Origin of the sequence: Leptospira meyeri, from assembly GCF_004368965.1 — a bacterium.
In the GTDB taxonomy this organism is placed as follows: domain Bacteria; phylum Spirochaetota; class Leptospiria; order Leptospirales; family Leptospiraceae; genus Leptospira_A; species Leptospira_A meyeri.
Genome location: NZ_SORO01000002.1, coordinates 167,862 through 192,927, shown reverse-complemented (window position 1 = coordinate 192,927; position 25,066 = coordinate 167,862). Strand labels below are relative to the sequence as shown.

Here is a 25,066-nt window from a genome sequence, read left to right as displayed (position 1 = left end):
CCATCTTTAACAAAAAAATTCTTGCCTAACTTCCAAATTGCGAAAATCATTGGAGAGATCAATTGAAACGTAGCAAGTAACACTATAGAGATTGTTATATAATATTCCAACACTTGAGATACCCTTGAAACTGACTATTACACAATTCATTAAATTCGCAACACTTTTGGTACTATTCGCCGGTAACCTCGCTGCAGAGAACATCCTCCTCAAAAAAGGGGGAACTCTCCAAGGAAAGGTAGTCGAACAAGACCAATACAAGCTAAAAATTCGAAAAGAAGACGGAACCACAATCGTTCTGAACAAAACTGATATTCTCAAGGTAGTCTACAAAGATCACCTAACAGCTGCAGAAGAAGACAAACTCAGAAAAGCAGAAGAAGAGAAAGAAAGAATTAAAAAAGAAAAAGAAGAAGCAGCCAGACTCAAAAAAGAACAAGAGGATGCAGCTCGCTTAGAAAAAGAAACGGCTGCAAAAAACGCCTCTCTTGATGCAGAAGCAAAACGAAAACAAGAAGAAGATGCAAAACTTGCAGAAGCTGATCGCAAAAACCTAACAAAGACAGGTGCCGCATGGAGATCTGCTGTTCTTCCTGGTTGGGGACAATGGAAACAAGGTAGAAAAGTACAAGCGATTGTTTATCCTTCCATCATTGCTGTTGGACTCTTTTTTACATATGACAAACATCGTATGTATTTAAATGCCAAACGTGATTATAATAATTTAGAAAATCCTTATACAACAAACGGTCTCATCCGTGCTGCTTTTTCTCCCCAATCTGCGGCAACGGTTTCCCCTGCGGAAGCAGTCGTTGCAAGCCAACTGGGTCCCTTCAAAGGACAAAGAGAATCCGTAGAACGTCACTACCAAGATATGCAATACATTGGGATTGCGACTCTCCTTGTTTATTTCTGGAATATCTTTGATGCTTACTATTTTCATCCCACTGGTTCTGGACTCAGCCAAGACGACACGAGAAAAGAAAAATTCTTCATGCATTCTTCAGTGGAGCGCGTTGGATACCACCCGACTGCCATTGCTGGAGATCGTGGAATCGAACATCGTACACAATTAGGATATGAATTTACTTTCTAACCGCTGTTAGAAAGTCCGCACAAACAACCCTCCTCAATTAGATTCAGTCTAAGTCTCAAAGCTCCCCTTGACAAAAATCAAGGGGGGATTCTAAGAACCGCATTCTGTTTTTCTTTCTTTTCTTCGTCACTTTATAGACAAAGGAATTAGTTCTCTATATAAATGGAACTGATAAAGATTAAGGAGAGAAACATTGGCTACGGAAAAAACTCAATATGACGATTTTATCGTAAAAGGGTTTATCATTTCAGCGTTAGTCTGGGGCGTCGCATCAATGACATTTGGTGTCATTATTGCCTTCCAGCTTGTATATCCACAGCTGAATTTGGAATTACCTTGGACGAGCTTCGGAAGGTTACGACCTCTACATACCAATGCAGCCATTTTTGGTTTTGCGTTGAGTGTTATCTTCGCCACAGCCTACCATACGGTACAAAGATTGTGTCGAACTAGAATGTGGAACGACACACTTTCCAAAATACACCTGGCACTGTATAACCTAACAATTGTCCTTGCAGCAATTACTTTACCTCTTGGATACAGCCAATCAAAAGAATATGCCGAATTAGAATGGCCTATCGATTTGTTGATTGTTGTATGGTATGTAATTTTCTTTGCAAACTATTTGATGACGGTAATCAAAAGAAAAGAAGAACAAATGTATGTAGCCATTTGGTTTTACATTGCTTCTTTTGTTACGGTTCCACTTCTTTTTATCGTAAACAACATTGTAATCCCAGCTGGACTTTTAAAATCCTACTCGGTATACGCAGGTGTGTTTGATGCCAACATTCAATGGTGGTATGGACACAACGCAGTGGCCTTTGTTCTTACGACTCCGTTCTTGGGACTTATGTACTATTACCTCCCAAAACACATCAAACAACCCATTTACTCACACAGACTTTCGATCATCCATTTCTGGTCGTTAATCTTTATCTATATTTGGGCAGGCCCTCACCATTTACTTTACTCTCCAATTCCAGAGTGGTTACAAACAACAGGGATGGTTTTCTCCATCATGTTATGGATGCCTTCTTGGGGTGGTATGTTGAATGGATTCCTAACACTTACCCAAGCAAAAGACAAAATCAAAGTAGATGCTACTCTCAAAATGATGTTAGCTGCCGTCACTTTCTACGGTATGTCTACATTCGAAGGTCCACTTCTTTCCATTCGTGCTGTTTCCGCTCTTGGACACAACACTGACTGGATCATTGGTCACGTTCACTCAGGAACTCTTGGTTGGGTTGGGTTTATGTCAGCCGCTGCACTTTACTACTTAGTTCCAAGACTTTGGAATGCGAACCTTTATAGCGAAAAACTTGCCAATGCACACTTCTGGCTCGGAACTCTTGGTATCCTACTCTACATCATCTCCATGTGGGTATCTGGTATTACTGAAGGTTCTATGTGGAGAGCAGTTGGCGAAAACGGCGAACTCGTTTATAAAGACTGGGTAGAAATTGTTGAGTTCTTAAAACCGTTCAGACTATTCCGTGCGATCGGAGGAACACTCTATCTAACAGGAATTATTCTTATGGTGTATAACTTTATCAAAACCATTCAAAACAAAGACAGTGGGTTTGTAGAACAAGACTTACGTATAGGAGTGAAATCATAATGTTTGGATTTAACAAATTCTTAGATTGGTTTTCTGAAGTTGCAGACCATTGGGATACAAAAGGGGTTAAGTTTACACTTTATACAACGATTGCCGTTGTGATTGGTGGACTTTTCGAACTAATCCCTCCGTTTTTTCTTACGAAAACGGTAACTCCAATTTCAACTGTGAAACCATATTCCGCATTGGAACTAGCAGGTCGTGACACTTACCAAAGAGAAGGTTGTATCGGATGCCATACACAAATGGTTCGACCTTTCAAATGGGAAGTAGATCGTTTTGATCCAACAAAGGCTTACGGACGAACTGGATATTCAAAAGGTGGAGAGTATGTTTATGACCATCCATTCCTTTGGGGTTCTAAAAGAACTGGTCCGGATTTAGCTCATGAATCTCAAATGCTTCGTTCTGATGAGTGGCATAAAAACCATTTGATCAACCCAAGAACGGTAGGTGGTGTACCTAACTCTGTGATGCCAGCCTATCCATGGTTATTCGAAGAATCACACAAAGTGGATGTAGAACAAGTAGTAGCTAACATGAAAGCTCTTAAAGCCATCGGTGTTCCTTACACAGAAGAAGACTTTGCAAATGCACCGTCACTTCTTAAAGACAAAACCGAAGGACAAGCTCTGGTTGCATACCTACAAAAACTTGGAAAGGATTCAGCAGAGTTACAAAAAGGGATGAAGTAAAACTATGAACGATGCAGATATTCTACTCGTTTATAAAAGTTTGAGATTGCCGGTCCTTGTGATCGCAATCTCTTACATCACCTACTACGTTTATAAAAAACGTACTAAAGACGAAATGGAGAAACCCAAGTATAGAATGCTTGAGGAGGATTAATACGAATGAAAGAACCAAAAGAAGTAGACGGAATCTTCCAAGCCGACAATCCCATGCCCACTTGGTGGAAATTAGTCTGGTTGATCAGTATCATCGTTTCCATCGGTTACGTTGTATATTTTCACTGGTATTCTGAATGGCCACAAGAAGTTGCATTTGAAAAAGAAGTTGCGGAACACGAAGCGCAATTTCCTGCAAAACAAGCAGTTGTTGTGAACACAGAAGATGGATCAAATCCTTACCGTGATGATGCAGTGGCGATTAAAGAAGGCGAAGGAACTTACAAACAAATTTGTTCCGCTTGCCACGGCCCAACTGCAGAAGGTGCGGTAGGACCAAGTCTTGTGGACAAAGATTGGATTCATGGGAACACTGATAAAGAAGTGTTTAACAACATCATGAAAGGAATTGGACCAGAAAGACAAAAACTCAACCGAGGTGGAATGCCAGCTTGGGAAGGTTTAGGTGCTGAAAAAGTTTATGCTGTTATGGCATGGCTTGCAACTAAAAACAGTAGTTTGGTAAAGGCTAAGTAAAGATGATTATTTCAAGACCACAAACAGGGAAAGTAAGAACACGAAGAAACTTTGTAATGAGTTTTCTCGTAGGTTTATTTTTAATCGCACCATGGGTGATGTTACCGGAAGGTAGCCCTCTCATTAGATTGGATATCCCGCACAGGGTGTTTCACTTGTTTGGTGGTCTTTTTATCCCGCAGGAAGGACTCATCTTATGGTTTTTCCTTCTCACGATGGGACTCTCTCTTTTCTTTTTCACCTCCGTCATTGGCCGTGTTTGGTGCGGATGGGGGTGTCCTCAAACCATTTACACCGATCTTTTCGATCGAATTGGTCGGTTTGTTTTAGATTCTAAATACGGGAAAAAAGATGCCTCAATTGTAGGTAAATATACCGTTTATTTTCTCTGGATCGTTATATCTTTTATCGCTTCTTTTCATTGGATTGGTTACTTTGTTAGCCCATACGAAATGTTGGCCGACTATGTTAACCTTTCTTTTTTAAACCAAACATACTTTTATTTTACATTATTTTTTACAGCCGCGATGTTTATCGATATCGGTTTTATTCGAGAACAGTTTTGCCGTTATGCTTGTCCATACGCAAGATTTCAAACCCTCCTTATGGATGAACATTCTTGGAATGTTACCTATGATTTCAAACGAGGAGAACCTCGAAGGGATGGGAAAACCAAAATCGGTGATTGTGTTGCTTGCAATATGTGTGTGGTGGTCTGCCCTACTGGAATTGATATCCGGGATGGTTTACAAGTGGGTTGCGTTGCTTGCGGAAAATGTGTGGATGCCTGCACTTCCATCATGGCAAGAGAAAACAAAAAAACCCTCATTGGTTACTTCTCACTTAAACAAATCGAAACGGGGGCAAAAATCAAATGGATCAGACCAAGAACGGTCATTTATGCTATTTTACTCACAGTCGTCATAACAGGTGCCATCATTCAACTTGTCACGAGAACTCCTATGTCTATGATTGCAGCATCAAACAAATCGATGCCACCTATCTTAATTCCAGACAATAAAATCCGAGCTTTTGTTGCTCTACGCATTCAAAATATAGCACCGATAGAAAAAGAATTTCAACTTTCGGCTTCTGACACAAGACATGGAAAAGAAATCCTAATTCGTTCCGGTGAAGAAAATAACAAGTTCAAATTAGGATCAGGCGAAATCAAAAGTATTTCTGTGGTATTAGAGACACAACCTCTCACAGAACAAGAATTAAATGAAGGTTACTTACCTGGCTCCATTGTATTACAAAATGCAGAGGACCCAGACGAACGATTGGAGAAAAAACTCTCCTTAACATTACCAAGGAGGTAATGATGTTTAAAGAATTACACCCCAGCCTACGAAATGCCATGTATGTGGTTCTGTTTAGTTTTACAGCACTTGTGGCTGCTACCTTTTACACCATTCGTTTGACCTATAAAAACTTTGAACCTGTAATGGACAAAAATTATTACGAAATTGGTTTGAACTACGAAAAAGCAATTGAGAACCAAAAAGAACTTCTGAAACAAGGGTATCTGATCAAAACAAATTGGGATAACCAATCCCTACTTCCAATCGGTGAATCAGAAATTTCAGTTCAACTTGAGAAAAGTGGAACAGTGACAAATGCAAAGTCTATGGCGGTTTATTTGGAACGAAATGCCACCACCAAAAATACAGCTCGTTATGAGCTAAAACCAACACCTAGCGGATTTGTTGGAAAAATCCCACTATTAGAAAGGGGAACTTGGAATTTGCGACTTGTTGCAGATATTGATGGCAAGTCGTTTGAGAGAGAAGGAAAAATTTCTGTTAAATGAACGAAACAATTTCCGACGTAACAAAAACTGAATGTGACCATTGCGGAAATCCAATCCGGTTGGTGAGGATTGAAGCAAGGGTCGGAAATGATACAAAGGTTTTTTGTTGCGAAGGATGCGAAACTGTTTATTCCATCATCAACTCCCTCGGTGGAAGTTATTATTATAATTTAAAAGGAAATACAAAACTCGATCCAGTTCAAATCGAAGAATCGGACGCTGACATAGAAAACGAACTTGTTTACGAAAAGTTTGTTCGTAAATCAGGAGATTTTTCTGAAGTTTCAATCCAAATCACAAACATTCATTGTTCTGCTTGTGTTTGGATCAATGAAAAAGTTTTAAACGAAGAAGAAGGGATCATTTCTGCTCAAATTAACTTTGCTTCTGGTAGAGCTCGGGTCCGGTTTGAACGTTCCAAAATAAAAATCTCTCGAATTCTATCCCTAATCCGAGCCATCGGTTATAAACCTGTACTTTTTTCGCCCACAGAAGGTACTGTGGAAAAAACAAAACAACTAAAGACTCTTCTCCTCCGCATCGGTGTGGCTGGGTTTTGTTTTGGAAATATCATGATCCTAAGTGTGGCCTTATATTCTGGTTATTTTACAGGGATCGATTTGGATATCAAACGACTCTTCCATTATGCATCCTGGGTATTTGCCACTCCCGCCTATCTTTACTCTGGATACCCTTTTATGTCTGGTTTTCTAACAAGCATCAGGCGAAGAACTCTCTCGATGGACTTTCTTTTGTTTTTAGGAATCTCCATGGCATATTTCTATTCCGTTTATGTAACTCTTACTGATGTAGGTGAAGTTTATTTTGACTCGGTGGCAATGATTTACTTCTTTATTTTGATAGGGAAGTACTTTGAAGAAAAAGCAAGGGTGTTTGCCTCTGACAAATTAGAATCCATTCTTTGCAAACTTCCCGAAACTTCTGTACGTGTTACGGAAGCCGGCGAAGATACCATCCCTAGTTCCGAAATCAAAATTGGAGATACCATTCGTGTCGCTCCAGGGAAACGAATTCCCGTGGATGCCATTCTTGTATCCGAACATACATATGTGGATGAGTCATTTTTAACAGGAGAATCCTTACCCATTCGAAAAAAGAAAGGTGATACCATACTTGCAGGTTCCCTTGCGATGGATAATCCAGCTTTAATTGTTGCAGGATCAGACTACCACGCCTCCACTCTTTCTTCTCTCAAACTAAGATTAGAGGAAGCCTTACACCTCAAACCAAAATTACAAATTCTCACAGAACGCATTGCCTCTTACTTCATCTCTGTTGTTTTTGCCCTGGCCTTTCTTTGTTTTTTTGTTTGGTATTTTGTATCCGGTGGAAATTTAGAGCAAAGCCTTGTCACAACTATTTCTGTTCTCATTGTTGCTTGCCCTTGCGCTTTGGGAATTTCTGTTCCGACAGCCCTTGTCACCAATCATATTCTGAATGCAGATAAAGGAGTGCTTTTAAAAAATCCATCCGTTGTGGAAGCACTCGCGAAAGCCAATACTATCTTTTTAGATAAAACAGGAACACTTACTGAAGGGAAGTTTTTAGTGAGACAGGTTTCAGTCAAAGATGACCACCTACCACTTGTTTATCGAATTGAAAAAGAGGTCAACCATCCTTTAGCTAAATCTCTGGTAAAGTATTTGCAACCATTCAGTTTCGTCACAAAACGAGCTGAGTCCATTTTATTAGCCAATTTAGAGAACATTCCAGGGAGAGGAGTCAAAGCCGAATTGGAAGTAGATTCTAAAAAACTTTCGGTTCTCATCGGAAACAAAATGTTACTTGAGAGTGAGAAGATTCCGATGGAAAATTTACCCGAAGGGGAAGGATCATTGATTTTACTTGCTGTGAATGGAATTTATCAGGGGAGTTTTTTACTCGCCGATGAAATCCGTCCTGGAGCTCGTTCTTTTGTTTCTCTTCTCAAACACTTTATTCCTAATATTTCGATCCTTTCGGGAGACCGATTTGCCGCAGTGAAATTTATTGCTGACTCTCTTGGCATTGAAAAATACGTTTCTGACCTTTCTCCAGAAGACAAATCAAATCTCATTAGTGCTGCACAAGCAAAAGGGAATGTTGTCATTATGGTGGGAGATGGAATCAACGATAGTTTGTCTTTAGCTCAGGCCAATGTATCCATATCTCACACAGAAGCAGAAGACCTTTCTTTAGAAAAATCAGATGTGGTATTAACTTCTGGAAATTTGAATGGGCTCGTCCATTCCTTACTCTCCGCCAAAAAAACAAGAGAGGTGATTTTACAAAATATCATCATTTCCTTTTGTTATAATTCAATTATGTTACCCCTTGCGATGTTTGGGTTAATGTTACCTGTGATCTGCGCCGTGTTTATGGCTTGTTCCAGCTTGACAGTCCTTCTCAATTCTCTTTCCATTAGATTTAGGATCCCCCAATGGAAGCCCTCTACTTAACAATACCTATGGCAATGTGTATTGCCGCCTTCTTTCTTTATGTCTTTATCACTGCCTTCCGAAAAGGCCAGTTTGAAGACATCGAATCCCCTAAATATAGAATGTTTTTTGAGGAAGAATACCCCCAAGAAAGCCAATCTAAACCAAATCCAACCGATGGACCAACTAGCAAATCTTAGCTTTTTTGGTTCCATCTTTTTGTATGGATTTGTCAGTAGCTTTCATTGTCTTGTGATGTGTGGTCCGTTTGTCTCCCTATTGCAAACGGAGAAAGGAAAACATATTCCCATTTATCTTTATCACCTAGGAAGACTCATTTCTTATACCTTTCTCGGTATGGTGCTGGGGTTTATTGGAAAAGGTGCCAATGCTTTAGGTGAACTAAGTGCCATCCAAGGTGTGGCAGGTATCCTAACGTTTTTATTTTTAGTTGTCTTTGCCATCCGCACTTATTCTACAAAATCAACATCCTCCTTTGGTTCTTTACCACAAGGGATTCGTAAGTTCTTAGAAAACATCCGAAAAAGATTTAGTAAAAATGGTCTTGGATTTGGAATTGGGATGGTGAGTGCCCTACTCCCTTGTGGGGTTTTGTATCCTGCGTATGCAGCATCTTTTGCCACAGGTACTCTGTTAAACGGTGGACTTGTGATGTTTTTCTTTTATCTAGGAACTGTTCCGGCACTCACCGGTCTTGGTTGGATCGTGGGGAAATGGAGAAACAAGATCCCTACAAAATGGATCCCTGCCTTTGGAACAATTGTGATTTTAACTTCTCTTAGTTTTTTACTCTACCGTCTTTTTTTCCATACTCACGGAGAGTCCTGCGACCATCTTTTATAGCCTTAGTATCTTCCTACTTTTCTTTCATTCAAACGGCGTCTGTAATCAAACGATGACCCGTTCTTTAAACTTAGAACCCTCTTCCTCGAAAGTACTTTTCTTTAAAATGGCTAACAAGGTCTTGATTGATTTCATTTTCGCTGTTATTACCAATGACGGCTATAAGTTTTTTGGCTAAATTTCTATCATGATTGACCAACCATCGTCTGTATTGAGTATTCAATTCAGACTCCCCAACCAATATAACTTCGTTAGGCGATTGCAATGTATTCGTGATATCTTCAAAATCCCAGACATCCGACTCTTTCGATTTTTCCCAAGATCTAGATCGCATTTGATCTGATTCAAACTTAATCATCTCAATTCGTTTTTTGTTGAGGTACAGGATGCAGGCGTTCATATTTTCACTTCCCTTACTTTATTATGACGCAAAGGAAAATAAAATTAAACTCTTTTTATAAAAACAGCAAGCGTTCACTCCCTACCTTTATCATTGATAAATGTCAATCCATACTCAAACTAACAATTGATTCTGAACTCAGTTCATCCACCAGATAATGGATATTAGTTGACAATTCACTGGGTTCGACGATGAATTCATTGAAAAAAATTAGGGAAAAGAGTAGAGTCGAAACCGCTAAGGTGACATAGGCTTTCCGTTTTGTTTTTTCCGTTTGGATTCTGGACTTGGTCTTTCTTACAAGACGCAATTCAAAATCAGAATCATTCAAAAGTTGTTCCCATTTTTTAGGATTCCTGGAATTCATTTCTTCCTCCTGGTATATGTTTTCGTATCCATTCTTTGGTTCGAAACAATCGTGATTTGACGGTCCCTTGCTGAACCTCAAGTTCTTTTGCAATTTCATCCATTGTGTTGCCGGCCAAATAAAGACGTAAGGTTTGTCGATAAATTTCGGGGATTTGGAGAAGCAAGGATTCCATCCATTCTTCTTTTTCAAAAGTAGCTTCCTCTCGCACACCGGATAATTGGACTTTATTCTTAACTAAATATCGTTTTGCTTTCTCTTCTTCTCGCAATCGTTTTTCATTCATACGAAGTGCTTCGTTACGGGCAATTGTGTAAATCCAAGTAGAAATTTTGGACCTTCCATCAAACCCACCCTTTTCCAAAGATTTAAAAACACGAAAGTAAACTTCCTGCACTACATCTTCTGTTGCATCATCAAAACGGTCGATGAGGGTATCACCGACCGTTTTCAAAACCAAAAATTTGGTTTCTTTGACTACTGTTTCGAAGTCAAACTCAGGCATTGTTTATTCTTCCGGTGGTTGGTGACGACTTGCAAAACGTTCCACTAGATCAGCAAACTTCTCCCTTTGTTCTGGCTTTAAAACCGCATGGAATTCTACGAGTTTTGATTGGAAAAACTTACGCATTTCTTGGTGGCGTGTTTCTCTTTCGATACTCATTTTATCCAACAACTTCGTATCAATTTTTTCTGCACGAATCTGTGTTGCCATTTCTTTGGCCCAAGATTCATGTTTTGGTTTCATTTCCTTGTGTTTGGCAATGAGTTCGGCTTTAATGGTTTCTAGTTTTGCTTTTTGAGCATCATCTAAATCAAGTTTAGACGTGAGTTTAGAAGCAACCCATTCGATTCTTTTTTCGAAATCTTTATGTCCACGGCAATTACCAAAAGCGAATGCCATCACCGATACAAGACCAATTGTTGTAACAATTTTGAATGTTTTTTTCAGAGAGATCATAAAACCTTCCTTGTTTGTTTGGTGAATATGACCCGAAAGAGGGAGAGAGAGTTCCCTACCCCAAGAAAAAAGAGGCAGGGAATTTGTTTTTTTTAATTAGAAACTAGGGAACGGATCTCCAGTAAAGTAACCATCAGTTTTTAAGTCTTGGCAAGAAATGATATTTGTGATTGTAGATCCAAGTAAGAATCCTTTAAAACCTTGGATGTCGTTAACACACTGATCCACATCTGCTTTGACATAGTATTTTGCAGCATCAATATTTGCAATGTCAGAAGCAAGCAAACTGAGAATCGAAACACTAGCCCTTCCTGCTAATACAGTTGAGTTGATGAGGTCTGTTTGGATGGCAGCATCCGTAATCCTGGAAGCGACAACAGACCCTTTTTCACGATCAATCGTTGCACCAGCAGGATTTAAGATCAAGCAATTGGTTAGCGAAAACGCTAAAGCAACAAAGAGTAATTTTTTTAACATAAATGTTTCCTTGAACAATGGTTTCACCAAATATAAACCTGCCTTAGTTACGTTTCAAGAAAAATCTATACAATACGTTAATTTAACAGTGGTCAATCGCCTACGATAAAGATAGTGAGATACCAATTGTTTTTCTTTTTTTCAAAGAATGCTCTGTAGTCGAGAGGACTACGTAAAAACCTGTCACATACATATCCAGGTTTTCCCTGAGGTGTACAAATCTTTTTCCAATTGCAATTACTCTCTTTTTCTAGTCTTCGCCCATCCAAATCATCAGCTTCTGCTCTTACAATTTGGTAACTTAACTGTGAGATAGACTTTGATTCTTTTGAAGCATCTTCTCTTACATTCACATTCTTTCCAACGACCAAGTAATGAGTGAATGGATCATAGTCCCCAGGGAAGGTTTCAAAAAAGTAAGGAGCCACCATCTGGCCTTCTTTGTTTTGACGAAACCCTAACTTGATAGTTTCTTCCATTAAATCCCAAAAATTTGAAGTGGAGGGTTTTTCTGTTAGTTGGAATGATTTTAGAAAATCTTTTTTCCCAGCTTCTGCACCAAACGAGAAATGAATCTCTTTATCAATTACCTCTTCTAAGGCTTTTCTATCTTTAGATTTTAGAATCTTTAGAAATTTTGTTTTGAATTCGTTGAAACTTTTATCCTTCGCCGAATGATCGATAGGTGCCAAAGTTTTTGCCGTAAAAGGTTCACAAGGCAATAGAACGGTAGGAATCAGAAAAAACAATAAGACAAATTGAAATTTTAGCATAAAACTTGCAAAAAAGTATACCATCCACTGCAAGAATCAATTCTTTTTCGAGAGATTTGCCGCCATGTTGCATTGTTTTATTATCCCCAAATTCTCCCGAATTTCATCCAATGAAAGTTTTTTCCGTTTGAGTTCACATACCTTTAGAAAAAGTTCTGCATACTCCTTATCTAACTTCTCACCCTCCTCATCTTCGTCCGTCAAAACCAGTTTGGCAATGTCCATACAGGACCTCTCCGATTCTGGTAAAAGTTGAAAAATCGTTTTTACGGTTTCCTCCTTCTGTTTGCAGGGAACGGTAGAAGTTTGTTTTTCCTTTCCGATTAACGTAGAAAAACAAATAAGAAAAGTAAGAAAAAGGGAAGAAAATCTGATTTTATACATTGGCAACATAAATCTTCTTCCCATTTGGATTTGGTCGAGTATCTTTCGTCCTATCCAAGAGAATTTATAAACTTATGAAAGTAGCAACACGAAGAGAACACGATCTTTTGGGGGAAAGAGATCTCCCCGCTGAAGTTTATTGGGGAATCCATACCTTGCGGGCTTTGGAAAATTATCCTATCACTGGGAAAACCATTGGAACCTACCCTGACCTTGTTCGTGCACTCGCTTATATCAAAAAAGCTTCAGCAAAAGCAAACCAAGAGTTAGGACAACTCACAAAAGAAACCACCCAAATGATTACAAGGGCCTGCGACAGAATCCTAAACGGGGAATTCCATTCGGAGTTTGTTGTCGATGTCATCCAAGGAGGAGCCGGAACTTCCACGAATATGAATGCCAATGAAGTGATCACAAACATTGCGCTCGAGATGGCTGGGTTTTCCAAAGGAGACTATTCTCATTTACACCCATTAAATGAAGTGAATATGTCCCAAAGTACAAACGACGTTTACCCTACTTCGATCAAAGTAGCTGCAGTATTTGCAATGAAAGGTTTACTAAAAGCTATGGAAGAACTCCAATTGGCTTTCCGTAGAAAATCAGAAGAATTCAAAGATATATTAAAGATAGGGAGAACTCAATTACAAGATGCAGTCCCAATGACACTTGGGCAGGAGTTTTCCACTTACGATGTTATGTTAGGTGAAGATATTAGCCGATTGAAAGAGGCCACTTCCCTCATCGGAGAAATCAATTTAGGTGCTACAGCGATTGGAACGGGGATCAACACCGACATTCGTTATTCTCAGATTGTTACAGATATTTTATCAAATGAAACTGGATTAAGTTTGATTGCAGCACCAAACTTAATTGAAGCTACACAGGACACAGGCGCCTTTGTTCAGTTATCTGGTGTTCTAAAACGAATTGCGACTAAGTTATCCAAGATATGCAATGACCTACGTTTACTTTCCAGCGGCCCACAAGGAGGATTTAACGAAATTAATTTGCCAGCAAAGGCTGCAGGCTCTTCTATCATGCCAGGAAAAGTAAACCCAATTATTCCAGAAGTGGTCAATCAAATTGCATTTGAAGTGATTGGGAACGACATCACAATTACTTTGGCAGCTGAGGCAGGCCAATTGCAACTGAATGCTTTTGAACCAATAATTGCCCATAGTTTATTTAAAAGTATTGAACATCTAACTGCTGGATGTAAAACTTTAGAACTCAACTGCATTGTGGGGATCACAGCAAACCGAGAATTGCTTGAATCCCGAGCCAAAACTTCTGCAGGCCTTGCGACCGCTTTGAATCCGTACATTGGATATGAAAATGCTACCCTCGTTGCCAAAAAAGCACTCTTAGAAAATCGACCCGTCGAGTCCATAGTTCTAGAACTTGGTTTGTTAGAAGAAAAAAAACTGAAAGAGATCCTAAGGCCCGAAATTCTCACCTCACCACATACACTTTAGGGTTCGTTTATTTGTTGCTTTCTTTTCAAATTTTCAGAAAAATACGCTCGGATCTATCTGCAATTTATGAAACAATTAAGTATGGTATACCTAGTTGAAGATGATATAATTACAACATTTCTCATCAAAACTTTGATGGAAAAATTTTCCTTTGCAGACGAAATCAAAGGTTTTCAAAACGGAGAGGAAGCTTTGAATGCCCTCTTCGCTGGTTCGGCTGATCCTGATATGTTATTTTTAGATTTGAATATGCCCATTATGGATGGATGGGAATTTTTAAGGGCGATCAGCAAACATCCCAAATACGCTAAACTTCCGATCTACATTTTAACCTCCTCCATAGATCCAACAGACAAGGCCAGATCAGAAGAATTCAAAAATGTAAAAGGATACCTAGTAAAACCACTTTCTTTGAAAGATTTGCAGTCCATCAACCCGGCAGTGGGTTAATGAGACATATTTTTTTCTTCAGTTTTTCCAAATCAGGTCGATCCTTAAAATGTGAAACTTTCTGATATCCCTTCTGTATCTTCTGTTTTGAACCGAATGGAATCCCTATCCAAACTTTCAGAAAATCCCAAATCTTTGGTTTCCTTTCCTGATGTTTTAGAAAAGGAATGGAACCGGTCGAAAACACAAGAAGTCCTTCCCACAAGTGCCGCAAATGAAAAAAAGGATGGAATCTCTCTCCCCTTCCCCGAAGAACTGAGACCCAAATTTTCACCCTCCAAACAAATCGATACAATCGCAAAACCAACTGATATCTTAGAAACCATTGATACAATCGCAAAATCTCAAGGGATGGATCCTAACCTAGTAAAGGCGATGGTCAAAGCGGAATCAGGATTCAAACCAAAGGCTGTCTCTCCTAAAGGGGCGATGGGACTGATGCAGCTGATGCCAGAAACTGCTGAGTCCTTGGGAGTGAACAACCCCTTTGATCCCGAAGACAATATTGGTGGGGGAGTGAAATTTTTAAAGGGGCTAATGAAAGAATTTAAAGACCCTGAAAAAGCAATCGCCGCTTATAATGCAGGTCCTGGGGCAGTGAAACGATACAAAGGCATTCCGCCATATGAAGAAACACAAAAGTACGTAAACAAAGTCAAACGCTACTACAAAGACTTTAGTTCGTAATCTGTTTTAATAGAAAGTTAAGTAACCAAATTTTTTCTGTAAACCGGCAGTATATAAATCAAACGGGCGTTTTGTGGGAGTTCCTTCCCAGGCTTCATCCACCTTTTTCACAATAAAGTTCAAACTCTTTTCATTTTTAATTTTTTCTGCAGTTGCCCTTTGGATGAGAACATCATCTTCACTGATGGATACAATCGCAAATGCTCTCTGACTTCTTCGAAAGAGTCCGGATTTCTGAACCAATTGGATGTCTTGGTTCCAAATTCCATCTACATACAAAAAAGATTTATCAGTTACCGTTTCTTCACGCATATATCTGGTTTTAGTTCCCGTTTGAAAATAAAAGGCAAAAGAAAATTCTTTTGGTAAGTAGATGGGATCTGATTTTAAAATGAGAGCTTGCCCAAAGGCTTTCGTTAGATTTTTTGATTGGAGTTCCCAAGGTTCTTTCTCAGAGGCATTTAGATTTTTGAATATAAAGTAAATCGAAACTGCAATGGACAGAACGATCACAACCGAGGCCGTGATGGTATTTAATTCTTTTTCTGTTTTTAATAAAACATGTCCTACTCCAAGTACCACAAGTGGCAAAAAGATGAGGAGACCAGACGTGTACCAAGTTTTGAATAAGAAGTTAATGGAGTTTGGTCCAAAAAAATCTGTGTAAGAAAAGTAAATGAGAGAAAGAATAAAAAACCCAAGATACCCAAGTAAAAACAAAAATGGAACATTTTTCTTTTTATAAAACACAGACGTTTTTTGGGCAGCTTTCCTTGATCCCCGAATCCCTGTAAAAACCACAAAGAAGGTAAAACCCAAATAAAACATAATGAAACTGGAAAAAAATGCAAACGCTGTAAACGTAGGAAAAACAAGAAGGTCTGTCATTTTTTCCAATCGGAATGTTAAAAACACTAAAAGTAAAAATACAAGGCAAAGTGTTTCCGTAAAATACGAAGTGGGAAATCCGTAAGAAAATGGCATAAAGGCTGCCAGATACACCAAAAGGTAATGGTTACGTTTCCACTCTGTTGAACGAAGCAGTAACATAAACAAATGAAGGAAAAGACTGTAAAACAAACCAGCTAACACAAGGAAGGATGGAATATAATTCATCCCGAAGAGTTTTTTCCATGCCACAACAAACCAGATGGCAAGTGGTTCCCGAGAAGAAACAAGTCCCCCCTCTTCCACAGCGGCCTTGGTATTGGCCAAAAACTCCCATTCGGTTTCTGTTGTGGGGAAAGGTCTAAAATAGGAGAACAGAGCAAAGCCTAAACTTAAGAATAAGATGCTAAAAAAGAAAGGAAGTGGTGAAAAAGGTTTCGGGTCTCGCATCTTGGAAAAGGCTCAATTTGCCTAGTCCTGTATAAATTTTTAGGTGAAAATATTCCAGAAGATTTTCAATTATACATAGAATTTATAAAACGAGGCAAAGAATGTCCGCCGAAAAAAAAGATTACCTTCTCGTGGACGAGAATGGACAGGGAAAACCTGACAAACCGTGGATTTTTAGGACTTATGCAGGTCATACCAATGCAAAAGCCTCCAATGAGTTGTACAGAAAGAACCTTTCTAAAGGCCAAACAGGGCTTTCCATTGCATTTGATCTCCCCACACAGTGTGGTTATAGTTCCGACCACGAGGTATCACGCCCAGAAATCGGAAAGGTGGGAGTTCCCATCAACTCACTCGAAGACTTTCGCATTTTATTCGACCAAATCCCGATCGAAGAGATGAACACTTCCATGACGATCAATGGAACTTCCATGTGGTTACTTTCACTATATGTTGCTCTAGCTGAAGAACGTGGGGTTCCTTTGGAAAAACTAAACGGAACCACTCAAAACGATCTTATCAAAGAATATTTAGCACGAGGAACTTATATTTATCCTCCGAAAGATTCCATGAAGATCATAGTCGATATGTACGAGTATTGTTTACACAATATTCCAAAATGGAATCCATCTAACATTTGTTCTTATCATTTACAAGAAGCGGGAGCCACTCCCGTTCAGGAACTTTCTTTTGCTCTCGCTACAGCAATTGCTGTGTTAGATGCCATCAAAGAAAGAAATTGTTTTTCTGACGATGAATTTGAGCAGTGTGTGGGTCGAATTTCCTTCTTTGTAAACGCTGGAATTCGTTTTGTAGAAGAAATGTGCAAAATGCGCGCCTTCACTGAAATGTGGCAAGAGATTACTACCGAACGTTACAAAGTAAAAACTGCAAAATATCGAGTATTTCGATATGGGGTACAGGTAAACTCTCTTGGACTCACAGAAGAACAACCAGAAAACAATGCCTGGAGGATTCTCATTGAATCACTTGGTGTCACACTTTCTAGAAATGCAAGATGCCGTGCCCTCCAACTCCCTGCTTGGAACGAAGCATTATCATTACCAAGACCTTGGGATCAACAGTGGTCACTTCGATTGCAACAAGTCCTTGCTTATGAAACTGACCTTCTGGAATACCCAGACATCTTCGAAGGATCCAAAGTCATTGAATCCAAAGTCAAAGCTCTGAAAGAAGAAGCCAAACTTGAAATCCAAAAGATCATTGATATGGGAGGGGCTCTCGTTGCAATTGAAAATGGCTATATGAAGTCTCAACTTGTGAAATCACAAACAGAAAGACTTTCTAAAATCAATTCCAATGAACTAGTAATTGTTGGTAAAAACAAATGGACCGATGGAATTAAATCTCCACTCATGACTGACTCCGATGGTGGTATTTTCAAAGTAGACCCTAAATCCGCAGAACAAACATTAAACGTTCTTGCAGAAGCAAAAACTCGCAGAAATGCGGAACTTGCAAAAAAATCTTTAGAAGACCTAAAACAAGCAGCAAAAGATGGAAAAAATCTAATGCCTTTCTCCATAGCATGTGCAAAAGCACTTGTCACTACAGGGGAATGGGCGGACGCACTTCGTGAAGTCTATGGAGAATACAACCCACCAACAGGTGTAGATGGGCAAAAACTCTTTTTGTCGGACGATAAAGTTTCTACAGTTCGCGGGAAAGTAGAAGCCTTTACAAAGGCAAATGGACATAGACCAAAAATTGTAGTGGGAAAGCCAGGACTTGATGGTCATTCCAACGGTGCGGAAATGATTGCCGTTTCTGCAAAACACAGTGGTTTTGATGTGATTTATTCGGGGATTCGACTCTCTCCAGAAGAAATCGTACAATCGGCGGTGGAAGAAAATGCCAATGTAATTGGCCTTTCAATTCTTTCTGGATCTCACAAAGAAATCGTAAAACAATTGTTCGACGAACTTGCACACTATAAGGCGAAAATCCCTGTGGTGATTGGAGGGATCATTCCTGAATCCGATTTTGAAGAACTCAAAAAAATGGGCATTCGCGAAATCTTCACTCCAAAAGATTATGATCTAATGTCGATTATGGAAAAGATCATCGATATCGTTACGATAGAACCAGCTCTCGTTTAAGAACAGAAAGTCGTTTCTAATTTCCCTTCCATTGTAGAGTTTATAAATCTGCAATGGAAGTTTTCACTTACCTGGTTTATCTTTAATAATGGCAACATCCCTTGATTGAAACTAAAGAATCATTATCCCAACTAGTATCGGAGGCACTACTCGGCGAAAAGTATCCGATTGCTAAAATCATTTCAAAGATTGAAACAGAAAAAAATTTAGAATTTCGCGAGTCCTTATTCCAAGAACTCTCCCTCCAAAACCCTGATACAAAAGAAGGACTTACCATCGGAATTACAGGAACACCAGGTGCCGGCAAATCTTCGTTACTCGGTGAGTTGTGTAAACTTTTTTTAGATTTTGCTCCAGATAAAAAAATGGCCATTGTTGCCATTGACCCTTCTTCCAATCTGAGTGGGGGCTCTATCCTTGGTGATAGAACAAGAGTCACTCTACCAAGAAGGGATACACGAATTTATTTTAGATCCCAACCTTCCCAACTAGAACTAGGGGGCCTCAATCCCTATACTTATCATGTCATTCGATTCTTACGAAGAATTTTTGATTTTGTTTTTGTGGAAACAGTTGGGATTGGCCAGAATGAAATTTCAGTTTCACTCATTTCAGATTTATCCTTTCTTGTGATGCAACCTCTCGGTGGAGACCAAGTGCAGTTTATGAAATCCGGAATCATGGAAGTTCCAGAAGCCTTTATCATCAACAAATGTGATGAAGAGTCCTTGGCAAATTCCAGTTATTATATGTTAGAATCCACTTTGGAATTCATCAAAGACATATTACCAAATCAGTCTCTTCCACCTATCTTTAAAACATCGGTCACCAAACGGAAGGGAATCGAAGAACTATTACGATACATCTTACAGTATCAAAAACGAAAGGATAAAAATACAGAAACGCTCACCCAACTCACTCAGTGGATTCGGAATGAATATGGAAGATGGGGAATCTCCATTTGGGAAGAGTTGGAATCATCTAAGTGGAACCAGGCGGTCAAACGAAATCCACTTGGAGGAATTCATAAACTAAAGTATGAGGAAGAAGAACGTAAAATAGTTTCTCTGATTCAAACAAAAATCAAATAAGGGCTTTTAGAAAAACTTCTGGGATAGGACATGGTTTTCTTTCCGTATAATCAAAAAACACGATGGCAGTTTTGGCCCGAGCGATTTCTTTTCCCCCATTTTTATGCGTAATCACATATATCATTTCTAAAGATTTTGTGGACACATTGTCCACAAAAAGTTGCATCATTAAATCATCTGGGAAAAAGGCTTCCGATTTATAAACAATTGCAACATCAGATACTACGATCCCCTTCCCTTCCACATTAATTTCTGTCCATCCATGTGAGTGGAAAAACCGAGCTCGGCATTCATGGGTTAAGGTCAAAATGGCATCATGGGCAAGATGTCCTGCAAAGTTGATATCAGAAATCCGAACGCTGAGGTCTGTAGAATATATTTGTTTTTCCGGAATATCAATTGAGATTCGAGCCATTAGTCAACAAACCATTTGTATCTTTCATCAACTAACTTCTCTTCTTCTTTCAATCTCTCTGCATTCCAACCAAGAATTTTCGCAATCTTTTTGTTCAATCGAGTTTTATCTATTGGATCGAGAATTCCCACTGTACCGACTCCTGAACGCCGAAAATAAAAATCCGTTAGGTGGAAGATATCTTCATGGGTTATCATATATTCAACTTCTTCTTCATAATAGATCTCACCATTCGGAATCCGATAAGTTTCTTTTCCTTCTAAAGATAAAATCTTCCAAGTAACACTACCATAGCGTTTGGCCAAGGTTTCTAACTTAGCACCTTCTATTTTTGGAAATTTAAATTGTAATTCGTTTATTAGTTCCTTGAGGCTTTGGTATCTTCCCCCTAGTAGTGGTGTAAATTTTGTGGCACAGGGAAATTCTTTCCCTTTTGTATAAGTGTCAATGGCATTGACTAGGTTTTCAGCAACTGCCCGACTGGTCGTATATTTCCCACCTAATGCCGAAAAGAATCCTGGGAATCCTTCGTTTTCATAATGAAAGATTTCCGATTTCCTAGAAGCAGAATAAGTTCCCTCTGTACTTCCCGGATCTTCTACCAAAGGACGAAGGCCACCGTAATAATAGTCTACATCTTTTAAGGTTAACTTCGCAAATCCAAAACTATAATTCACTTCATCTAACAAATCGACAAGCTCAGATTGTTTGACTTTAAATGCATCAGGATCATCTTCATAAGCAGTATCAGTGGTTCCTATGATGGTTTTCCCACGCCAAGGTATGACAAAAAGATGAGAACCATCTCTTTTAGATAATACAGCACATTCATTTCCACAAATATTACGAACCACCGCATGAATTCCCTTCGAACGAACAAGTTTTTTCTCAGCGGTGACTCCTGTCATGGATTCAATTACATCTGCCCAAGGACCGGCTGAATTCACAACTACCTTACTGGAAACAAGGACCTTTTTGCCGGAAAGGGTATCAGTGAGACCTACCGTATAACCCCCGCTATTTTGTTTTCTTAAAGTGGTGACTGCAAGATAGTTGAAGGCATGAGCTCCTTTTTCTTTCGCAGATAAGATAAATTCGGTTGTATGTTTTTCAGGATTGGGGTTCGCATAATCATAATATTGAAAACTCCCTTTTAAAGACTTTCGATCCAGTCCTAATACCTTATAAATGGTTTCTCCTAACGAATTCCATCGATATCTAGGAAGTTGGACATCGGCATCAATCTCCTGGTTACGATCAAAAGAAAGAGCATTGTATAGCTCCATTCCAAAGAACAAAAGAACTCTTTGAAATATGGATCGAATGGGGATGATAAATCCCATTGGCCGAACGGCATGAGGAGAAATTTTGGCAAGATATCTTCTTTCCGAAAGTGACTCACGCACAAGTCCAAACTCAAGATTTTTTAAATACCTAAGTCCACCATGAATGAGTTTAGAAGTGGCTTGGCTTGTGCCGGAAGCATAATCATTTTTTTCTACTAAAAGGCAATTATATCCGCGAAGGGTTGCATCCCAGAGAACATTCGCACCGGTAATCCCCCCACCAATAATGATGATGTCGTATTCAGATTTTATGTGACCAAGTCTGGAATTTTCTTTTTTTGTATTTTGTTTCATGGGTTTAACATTTGATAGGAAGTACGTTTGGCAAAACTTTGAAATGAGCGGGAAGTTGCCCCATATTTTCGCCATCTACATCAATAAAAACATCTTCGTCCGATTCTGCAGTTAGTTCTGTGATCTGTTTTGAAATGACTTTCGAATCTTCAGATAATTTTCCACGGTATAAATAACCAAACTTTCGAAGAGTTTCCGTTACTGTTACGTCTTGGATGGCAAGTAAATCCATTTTACCATCATCCAATTTCGCTTTTGGAGCAAACCACATCCCACCACCCGCATACTCTCCATTAGCACAAACGATCAACCTACATTTGTTCGTAATTTTTTCAAATTTGGATAGTGTGAGAGTTATTTTTTTGTTGGTATAAGTGAATAAACCTAGTATCGAATATAATAAAAATACTCCCTTCCCTCCAATGATATGAGCCAATTTTGACCGATTGACTTTATAAACAACTTCACCGCCCATTCCAAAATCAGCCAAATTCAAACATAGGTAATTCCCTTTGGTTTTGTCTGCTTTTGTGTAAGTGACTGCAATCAAATCAATGATCCTTTCTTTTCCATTTAGGATTTGTTCCAAAGCCTTGATGGGATTTTTTGGGACTTTGACTGTCTTGATAAAATCGTTTCCACGACCAGCTGGGATAGGACTAAAAATAACATTTTTATGAATTAACTTTCCATTTTCAAATAGACCATTAATTACGTTCGAAAAAGTTCCATCCCCACCAATGCCTACAATCCAATGAAATCCTTGTTTGACTGCGTCTTTTGCAATATCACGTGCTGCACGTTCCTTGGTGGTTGCTTCAAACTCATAAGGGATCCCTTTTTTGATTAACTCTGGCTCAACTTTTTTCCAGACTTTTGCAGAAAGACCTCCACCCGATACCGGATTAATAATCACTTTCATCTTTCTCATCAAGTCTCTCCTTTATTCCCAGAAAATAGCCCATAGAATAATACATGTTCAATTGTTTCTAAATAAGTTTTTTCGCTTTTAATCTCATTTTGAAAATGACCATCCAAAATCACTTCTACTGCACCACGAATCATCCCCCATGCAACAGCCACATTGGGATAAGTTCCTCTTGTATTAATTAGGTTTTCTTGTTTTGCTTGTTTATAGATTTTTTCTAATAGTGTCAAACGATTGGTTCTTTCTTCAGTTAATAACTGGCTCATATCTCCGGAAACGTTGTTAATATTTAAATTAACACCACATTGTCTGGCAACAAGATACATATGCCGATCCCCCAAGCAGTGATCAATGTATGCCCTAATTGCCTTTCTAGACATTTCAATGGCAGAGTGTTCTTCTAAAGCCTTTTCTAAACGTTTGCGCAAACGAACATAATCTTCATATTGAATTCGTGCCATCAAATCATCTTTACTTTTAAAATGGAGATAAATGGTTCCACGGCCTATCTCCAATTGTTTCGCAATGTCATCCATTTTGACTAAAGATGGATGTTTGGTTCTAAAGAGCTCAATTGCACAGTTGAGAATGTCTGTTTCTCTTTGAGCGAATTCGCGTTTTTTCCTTTCAGAAACACCCATTATTTCAATCCTAACAATCCACCCGGGTTCATGATTCCTTTTGGATCAAAAGTTTTTTTAATAGAAGATAAAATACGAAGTCCCTCTTTACCAACTTCCCCTTCCATCCAAGGAGATAACATCCTTCCAATTCCATGATGATGGGAAAGCGATCCTCCATGTTTATGAATACTGTCGATGATTCCTTTATGAAATTTTACAAAATCTGTAATTTCGTTTTTCCCTTTTATAGGACTTAAAAATATAAAATACAGGTTAGCTCCATTTTCATAGGCATGAGAAATATGAACCATACAAGATGTGTTTTCGTGGCTTTTTATATATGCTCTCGTTTTCTCCCATAACTCATGTAAGTTTGACCAACTAACCGCAGTCTCTAAAGTATCAATTCGAATCCCTTCATCCATCAAATAATCTCTGAGATATGCACTAGAATATCTTTGGTGTAACCATTTGTTTACGGGAGATTCTCCGGTTGAAAATCCACCATTCCTTTTTGCTATTTTTTTGATCTTTTTTAATACTTCCTTTGCATACGATGGATCACCATCAACAATGATATGCATAAGAGACCGTTCCATCGGTTTGTATCCAATGAACCGCAAAAATAAATCCTCTTTTCCACCATGAAGTCCGCTCATATGAAATGAGATGTCCGTTTCTTCTGGATCTTGGATACGAAAGAAATGAGGTTTTCCAAATCCGGCTTGCATCACATCCCGCATTGTTTCTACGGCTTTTTCAAAGTTTTTAAAAATGAAGGAACCTTTTGCAGAATTTTCTGGATGGAATTTGCGAATTTTTAATGTTGCTTTTGTGATGACACCGAAACTTCCTTCCGTTCCAAGAAACAGTCGAAATAAATCTGGGCCGATAGATGCTGCGGGATATGCCTTTGATTCAAACTTACCAGAAGGAGTAATCGCCGTTAGACTAAGAAGTATATCTTCAATTTTCCCGTAACCAGTGGATGCTTGCCCTGCACCTTTGGCTGCGATCCAACCGCCGACTGTTGAGAATTCGAATGATTGTGGAAAATGGCCACAAGTATAACCGCGTTCATTTAAATGTTTTTCTAGAACAGGTCCATAAACTCCCGCTTCTACAGTTACTGTCGAATCAATTGCATTAAACTCGATGATACGATTCAAACGAGATAAATCTAAAGAAATTCCACCTTTAGGAGCCTGTAATGCTTTTGTAACTGTAGAGCCTGCCCCGTAAGGAATCACAGGAATTTTGCCTGCGTTGGCGAGAGCAATGACCTCAATAACTTCCGCTTCATTTTTAGGAGAAACTACCACATCGACTACATCCGAAACTTCACCGAATCTTGCTCTATAAATTTCTGTATAGAACTTTCCGATAGAATGTCTAGCACGAGATGAATTATCTAACAAAACATAGTCTTTCCCAACAATTTGTTTTAGTTTTGTGATAGTCGCTTGCGAAAGTTTAGATTTTTTTAAGGAGTTAAGTGGAAGTTCTCCTTTTGGCAGAGAAGCTTTGAACTCTTTATCAACAGGGAACTGCTCTTCCAAAAATTTCAAAGTATGTTCGGGCAGTTTTTCTTCTACTTCAGGAGAGCCCCATTTATAAATATTACGAGTTTGCATATTGGTAACCAAAGTCCTTATTTGTCCAAAATTTGAACTAAGTTCAATGTTTGACAACCAAAATAACCCTTCTTTAAAAA

At 38.9% G+C, this 25,066-nt stretch carries 28 protein-coding genes; 15 read left to right on the top strand and 13 right to left on the bottom strand.

The features are described 5' to 3' along the window. Positions 1 to 124 precede the first annotated feature (124 nt). From CLV96_RS15065 to CLV96_RS15020, 10 genes are all read left to right on the top strand, one after another. Entirely contained in the window at positions 125 to 1,096 is a 972-nt protein-coding gene (locus CLV96_RS15065) for an LA_0442/LA_0875 N-terminal domain-containing protein (RefSeq protein ID WP_020777087.1), read from the top strand. A 193-nt stretch (positions 1,097 to 1,289) separates the two neighbouring features. After that, entirely contained in the window at positions 1,290 to 2,720 is a 1,431-nt protein-coding gene (ccoN, locus tag CLV96_RS15060) for a cytochrome-c oxidase, cbb3-type subunit I (RefSeq protein WP_035983516.1), read from the top strand. Beyond that, entirely contained in the window at positions 2,720 to 3,415 is a 696-nt protein-coding gene (ccoO, locus tag CLV96_RS15055; RefSeq protein ID WP_004788210.1) for a cytochrome-c oxidase, cbb3-type subunit II, read from the top strand. The genes ccoN and ccoO overlap by 1 nt, the downstream gene beginning before the upstream one ends. Positions 3,416 to 3,419: 4 nt before the next feature. Beyond that, complete coding sequence (locus tag CLV96_RS15050; RefSeq protein WP_004788227.1) at positions 3,420 to 3,569, top strand: hypothetical protein; 150 nt, start codon at positions 3,420 to 3,422, stop codon at positions 3,567 to 3,569. A gap of 5 nt (positions 3,570 to 3,574) precedes the next feature. Then, the gene (locus CLV96_RS15045) at positions 3,575 to 4,105 is read left to right on the top strand and encodes a c-type cytochrome (RefSeq protein ID WP_004788022.1); all 531 of its coding nucleotides are present in this window, start codon (positions 3,575 to 3,577) and stop codon (positions 4,103 to 4,105) included. Positions 4,106 to 4,107: 2 nt separating this feature from the next. After that, positions 4,108 to 5,427: a cytochrome c oxidase accessory protein CcoG gene (gene ccoG, locus CLV96_RS15040; protein ID WP_040917488.1), complete on the top strand. Its 1,320-nt coding sequence runs from the start codon at positions 4,108 to 4,110 to the stop codon at positions 5,425 to 5,427. Further along, positions 5,427 to 5,918, top strand: a complete 492-nt coding sequence (locus CLV96_RS15035) for a FixH family protein (protein ID WP_243836510.1) — start codon at positions 5,427 to 5,429, stop codon at positions 5,916 to 5,918. Before ccoG ends, CLV96_RS15035 begins: the two co-directional genes overlap by 1 nt. Further along, positions 5,915 to 8,377, top strand: a complete 2,463-nt coding sequence (locus tag CLV96_RS15030) for a heavy metal translocating P-type ATPase (RefSeq protein ID WP_004788243.1) — start codon at positions 5,915 to 5,917, stop codon at positions 8,375 to 8,377. Before CLV96_RS15035 ends, CLV96_RS15030 begins: the two co-directional genes overlap by 4 nt. Next, positions 8,359 to 8,556, top strand: a complete 198-nt coding sequence (locus CLV96_RS15025; protein WP_004787989.1) for a cbb3-type cytochrome oxidase assembly protein — start codon at positions 8,359 to 8,361, stop codon at positions 8,554 to 8,556. Before CLV96_RS15030 ends, CLV96_RS15025 begins: the two co-directional genes overlap by 19 nt. Beyond that, on the top strand, positions 8,534 to 9,220 hold the full coding sequence (locus CLV96_RS15020) for a sulfite exporter TauE/SafE family protein (protein WP_004788046.1): 687 nt from the start codon (positions 8,534 to 8,536) through the stop codon (positions 9,218 to 9,220). Before CLV96_RS15025 ends, CLV96_RS15020 begins: the two co-directional genes overlap by 23 nt. A gap of 70 nt (positions 9,221 to 9,290) precedes the next feature. Here CLV96_RS15020 and CLV96_RS15015 read toward each other — a convergent pair whose 3' ends face one another. From CLV96_RS15015 to CLV96_RS14985, 7 genes are all read right to left on the bottom strand, one after another. Continuing rightward, positions 9,291 to 9,578, bottom strand: coding sequence for a hypothetical protein (locus CLV96_RS15015; RefSeq protein WP_020777162.1), 288 nt, complete (start codon positions 9,576 to 9,578; stop codon positions 9,291 to 9,293). Between the two features lie 145 nt (positions 9,579 to 9,723). Continuing rightward, positions 9,724 to 9,987: a hypothetical protein gene (locus tag CLV96_RS15010; protein ID WP_004788209.1), complete on the bottom strand. Its 264-nt coding sequence runs from the start codon at positions 9,985 to 9,987 to the stop codon at positions 9,724 to 9,726. Next, positions 9,968 to 10,492 (bottom strand): RNA polymerase sigma factor, encoded by a 525-nt coding sequence (locus CLV96_RS15005; RefSeq protein WP_004787933.1) that lies wholly within the window; start codon positions 10,490 to 10,492, stop codon positions 9,968 to 9,970. Before CLV96_RS15005 ends, CLV96_RS15010 begins: the two co-directional genes overlap by 20 nt. 3 nt (positions 10,493 to 10,495) lie before the next feature. Further along, a complete protein-coding gene (locus tag CLV96_RS15000) occupies positions 10,496 to 10,948 on the bottom strand; it encodes a Spy/CpxP family protein refolding chaperone (protein WP_004787927.1) in 453 nt (150 codons plus the stop codon). Positions 10,949 to 11,044: 96 nt separating this feature from the next. After that, complete coding sequence (locus CLV96_RS14995) at positions 11,045 to 11,425, bottom strand: TIGR04452 family lipoprotein (RefSeq protein WP_004788137.1); 381 nt, start codon at positions 11,423 to 11,425, stop codon at positions 11,045 to 11,047. Positions 11,426 to 11,517: 92 nt separating this feature from the next. Then, on the bottom strand, positions 11,518 to 12,198 hold the full coding sequence (locus tag CLV96_RS14990; RefSeq protein ID WP_004788111.1) for an SH3 domain-containing protein: 681 nt from the start codon (positions 12,196 to 12,198) through the stop codon (positions 11,518 to 11,520). A gap of 36 nt (positions 12,199 to 12,234) precedes the next feature. After that, positions 12,235 to 12,591 (bottom strand): hypothetical protein, encoded by a 357-nt coding sequence (locus CLV96_RS14985; protein ID WP_208325418.1) that lies wholly within the window; start codon positions 12,589 to 12,591, stop codon positions 12,235 to 12,237. 65 nt (positions 12,592 to 12,656) lie between these two features. On the opposite strand from CLV96_RS14985, the gene CLV96_RS14980 reads away from it, so the two are divergent. The 3 genes from CLV96_RS14980 (at position 12,657) to CLV96_RS14970 (ending at position 15,197) form a co-directional block, all read left to right on the top strand. Further along, positions 12,657 to 14,060 carry an aspartate ammonia-lyase gene (locus CLV96_RS14980; RefSeq protein WP_004788149.1) on the top strand — a complete coding sequence of 468 codons (1,404 nt, stop codon included), beginning with the start codon at positions 12,657 to 12,659 and terminating at the stop codon, positions 14,058 to 14,060. Between the two features lie 66 nt (positions 14,061 to 14,126). Further along, positions 14,127 to 14,510, top strand: coding sequence for a response regulator (locus tag CLV96_RS14975; RefSeq protein WP_004788074.1), 384 nt, complete (start codon positions 14,127 to 14,129; stop codon positions 14,508 to 14,510). A 51-nt stretch (positions 14,511 to 14,561) separates the two neighbouring features. Then, on the top strand, positions 14,562 to 15,197 hold the full coding sequence (locus CLV96_RS14970) for a lytic transglycosylase domain-containing protein (protein WP_004787945.1): 636 nt from the start codon (positions 14,562 to 14,564) through the stop codon (positions 15,195 to 15,197). 6 nt (positions 15,198 to 15,203) lie between these two features. Here CLV96_RS14970 and CLV96_RS14965 read toward each other — a convergent pair whose 3' ends face one another. After that, positions 15,204 to 16,535, bottom strand: coding sequence for a hypothetical protein (locus tag CLV96_RS14965; protein WP_004787888.1), 1,332 nt, complete (start codon positions 16,533 to 16,535; stop codon positions 15,204 to 15,206). A 101-nt stretch (positions 16,536 to 16,636) separates the two neighbouring features. Between CLV96_RS14965 and CLV96_RS14960 the strand changes: the two genes are divergently transcribed. Continuing rightward, positions 16,637 to 18,655 carry a protein meaA gene (locus CLV96_RS14960; protein WP_004788020.1) on the top strand — a complete coding sequence of 673 codons (2,019 nt, stop codon included), beginning with the start codon at positions 16,637 to 16,639 and terminating at the stop codon, positions 18,653 to 18,655. Positions 18,656 to 18,756: 101 nt separating this feature from the next. After that, positions 18,757 to 19,746, top strand: a complete 990-nt coding sequence (locus CLV96_RS14955) for a P-loop NTPase family protein (RefSeq protein ID WP_004788120.1) — start codon at positions 18,757 to 18,759, stop codon at positions 19,744 to 19,746. On the opposite strand, the gene CLV96_RS14950 is transcribed toward CLV96_RS14955, so the two are convergent. The 5 genes from CLV96_RS14950 to CLV96_RS14930 are packed head-to-tail and all read right to left on the bottom strand — an operon-like array spanning position 19,739 to position 24,986. Further along, a complete protein-coding gene (locus CLV96_RS14950) occupies positions 19,739 to 20,161 on the bottom strand; it encodes an acyl-CoA thioesterase (RefSeq protein WP_004788084.1) in 423 nt (140 codons plus the stop codon). The genes CLV96_RS14955 and CLV96_RS14950 overlap by 8 nt on opposite strands. Further along, positions 20,161 to 21,801, bottom strand: a complete 1,641-nt coding sequence (locus CLV96_RS14945) for a glycerol-3-phosphate dehydrogenase/oxidase (RefSeq protein WP_004788028.1) — start codon at positions 21,799 to 21,801, stop codon at positions 20,161 to 20,163. The genes CLV96_RS14950 and CLV96_RS14945 overlap by 1 nt, the downstream gene beginning before the upstream one ends. 4 nt (positions 21,802 to 21,805) lie before the next feature. After that, on the bottom strand, positions 21,806 to 22,732 hold the full coding sequence (locus CLV96_RS14940) for a diacylglycerol/lipid kinase family protein (RefSeq protein ID WP_004787955.1): 927 nt from the start codon (positions 22,730 to 22,732) through the stop codon (positions 21,806 to 21,808). Beyond that, positions 22,732 to 23,370, bottom strand: coding sequence for a TetR/AcrR family transcriptional regulator (locus CLV96_RS14935; protein WP_004788153.1), 639 nt, complete (start codon positions 23,368 to 23,370; stop codon positions 22,732 to 22,734). The genes CLV96_RS14940 and CLV96_RS14935 overlap by 1 nt, the downstream gene beginning before the upstream one ends. Further along, a complete protein-coding gene (locus CLV96_RS14930; protein WP_134152031.1) occupies positions 23,370 to 24,986 on the bottom strand; it encodes an FAD-binding oxidoreductase in 1,617 nt (538 codons plus the stop codon). The genes CLV96_RS14935 and CLV96_RS14930 overlap by 1 nt, the downstream gene beginning before the upstream one ends. Between the last annotated feature and the right edge of the window lie 80 nt (positions 24,987 to 25,066).

Excerpts from the sequence above, each read along its gene's own strand:
- CLV96_RS14995 (WP_004788137.1), bottom strand. The coding sequence starts at position 11,425 with ATGTTAAAAAAATTACTCTTTGTTGCTTTAGCGTTTTCGCTAACCAAT.
- CLV96_RS15050 (WP_004788227.1), top strand. The coding sequence starts at position 3,420 with ATGAACGATGCAGATATTCTACTCGTTTATAAAAGTTTGAGATTGCCG.
- CLV96_RS14950 (WP_004788084.1), bottom strand. The coding sequence starts at position 20,161 with ATGGCTCGAATCTCAATTGATATTCCGGAAAAACAAATATATTCTACA.
- CLV96_RS15020 (WP_004788046.1), top strand. The coding sequence starts at position 8,534 with ATGGACCAACTAGCAAATCTTAGCTTTTTTGGTTCCATCTTTTTGTAT.
- CLV96_RS14930 (WP_134152031.1), bottom strand. The coding sequence starts at position 24,986 with ATGCAAACTCGTAATATTTATAAATGGGGCTCTCCTGAAGTAGAAGAA.
- CLV96_RS14945 (WP_004788028.1), bottom strand. The coding sequence starts at position 21,801 with ATGAAACAAAATACAAAAAAAGAAAATTCCAGACTTGGTCACATAAAA.
- CLV96_RS14965 (WP_004787888.1), bottom strand. The coding sequence starts at position 16,535 with ATGCGAGACCCGAAACCTTTTTCACCACTTCCTTTCTTTTTTAGCATC.
- CLV96_RS14990 (WP_004788111.1), bottom strand. The coding sequence starts at position 12,198 with ATGCTAAAATTTCAATTTGTCTTATTGTTTTTTCTGATTCCTACCGTT.
- CLV96_RS14980 (WP_004788149.1), top strand. The coding sequence starts at position 12,657 with ATGAAAGTAGCAACACGAAGAGAACACGATCTTTTGGGGGAAAGAGAT.
- CLV96_RS15030 (WP_004788243.1), top strand. The coding sequence starts at position 5,915 with ATGAACGAAACAATTTCCGACGTAACAAAAACTGAATGTGACCATTGC.
- CLV96_RS15005 (WP_004787933.1), bottom strand. The coding sequence starts at position 10,492 with ATGCCTGAGTTTGACTTCGAAACAGTAGTCAAAGAAACCAAATTTTTG.
- CLV96_RS15035 (WP_243836510.1), top strand. The coding sequence starts at position 5,427 with ATGATGTTTAAAGAATTACACCCCAGCCTACGAAATGCCATGTATGTG.
- CLV96_RS15015 (WP_020777162.1), bottom strand. The coding sequence starts at position 9,578 with ATGATTAAGTTTGAATCAGATCAAATGCGATCTAGATCTTGGGAAAAA.
- CLV96_RS15025 (WP_004787989.1), top strand. The coding sequence starts at position 8,359 with ATGGAAGCCCTCTACTTAACAATACCTATGGCAATGTGTATTGCCGCC.
- CLV96_RS14940 (WP_004787955.1), bottom strand. The coding sequence starts at position 22,732 with ATGAGAAAGATGAAAGTGATTATTAATCCGGTATCGGGTGGAGGTCTT.
- ccoO (WP_004788210.1), top strand. The coding sequence starts at position 2,720 with ATGTTTGGATTTAACAAATTCTTAGATTGGTTTTCTGAAGTTGCAGAC.
- CLV96_RS14960 (WP_004788020.1), top strand. The coding sequence starts at position 16,637 with ATGTCCGCCGAAAAAAAAGATTACCTTCTCGTGGACGAGAATGGACAG.
- CLV96_RS15000 (WP_004787927.1), bottom strand. The coding sequence starts at position 10,948 with ATGATCTCTCTGAAAAAAACATTCAAAATTGTTACAACAATTGGTCTT.
- CLV96_RS14935 (WP_004788153.1), bottom strand. The coding sequence starts at position 23,370 with ATGGGTGTTTCTGAAAGGAAAAAACGCGAATTCGCTCAAAGAGAAACA.
- CLV96_RS14985 (WP_208325418.1), bottom strand. The coding sequence starts at position 12,591 with ATGTTGCCAATGTATAAAATCAGATTTTCTTCCCTTTTTCTTACTTTT.
- ccoG (WP_040917488.1), top strand. The coding sequence starts at position 4,108 with ATGATTATTTCAAGACCACAAACAGGGAAAGTAAGAACACGAAGAAAC.
- CLV96_RS15010 (WP_004788209.1), bottom strand. The coding sequence starts at position 9,987 with ATGAATTCCAGGAATCCTAAAAAATGGGAACAACTTTTGAATGATTCT.
- CLV96_RS14975 (WP_004788074.1), top strand. The coding sequence starts at position 14,127 with ATGAAACAATTAAGTATGGTATACCTAGTTGAAGATGATATAATTACA.
- CLV96_RS15045 (WP_004788022.1), top strand. The coding sequence starts at position 3,575 with ATGAAAGAACCAAAAGAAGTAGACGGAATCTTCCAAGCCGACAATCCC.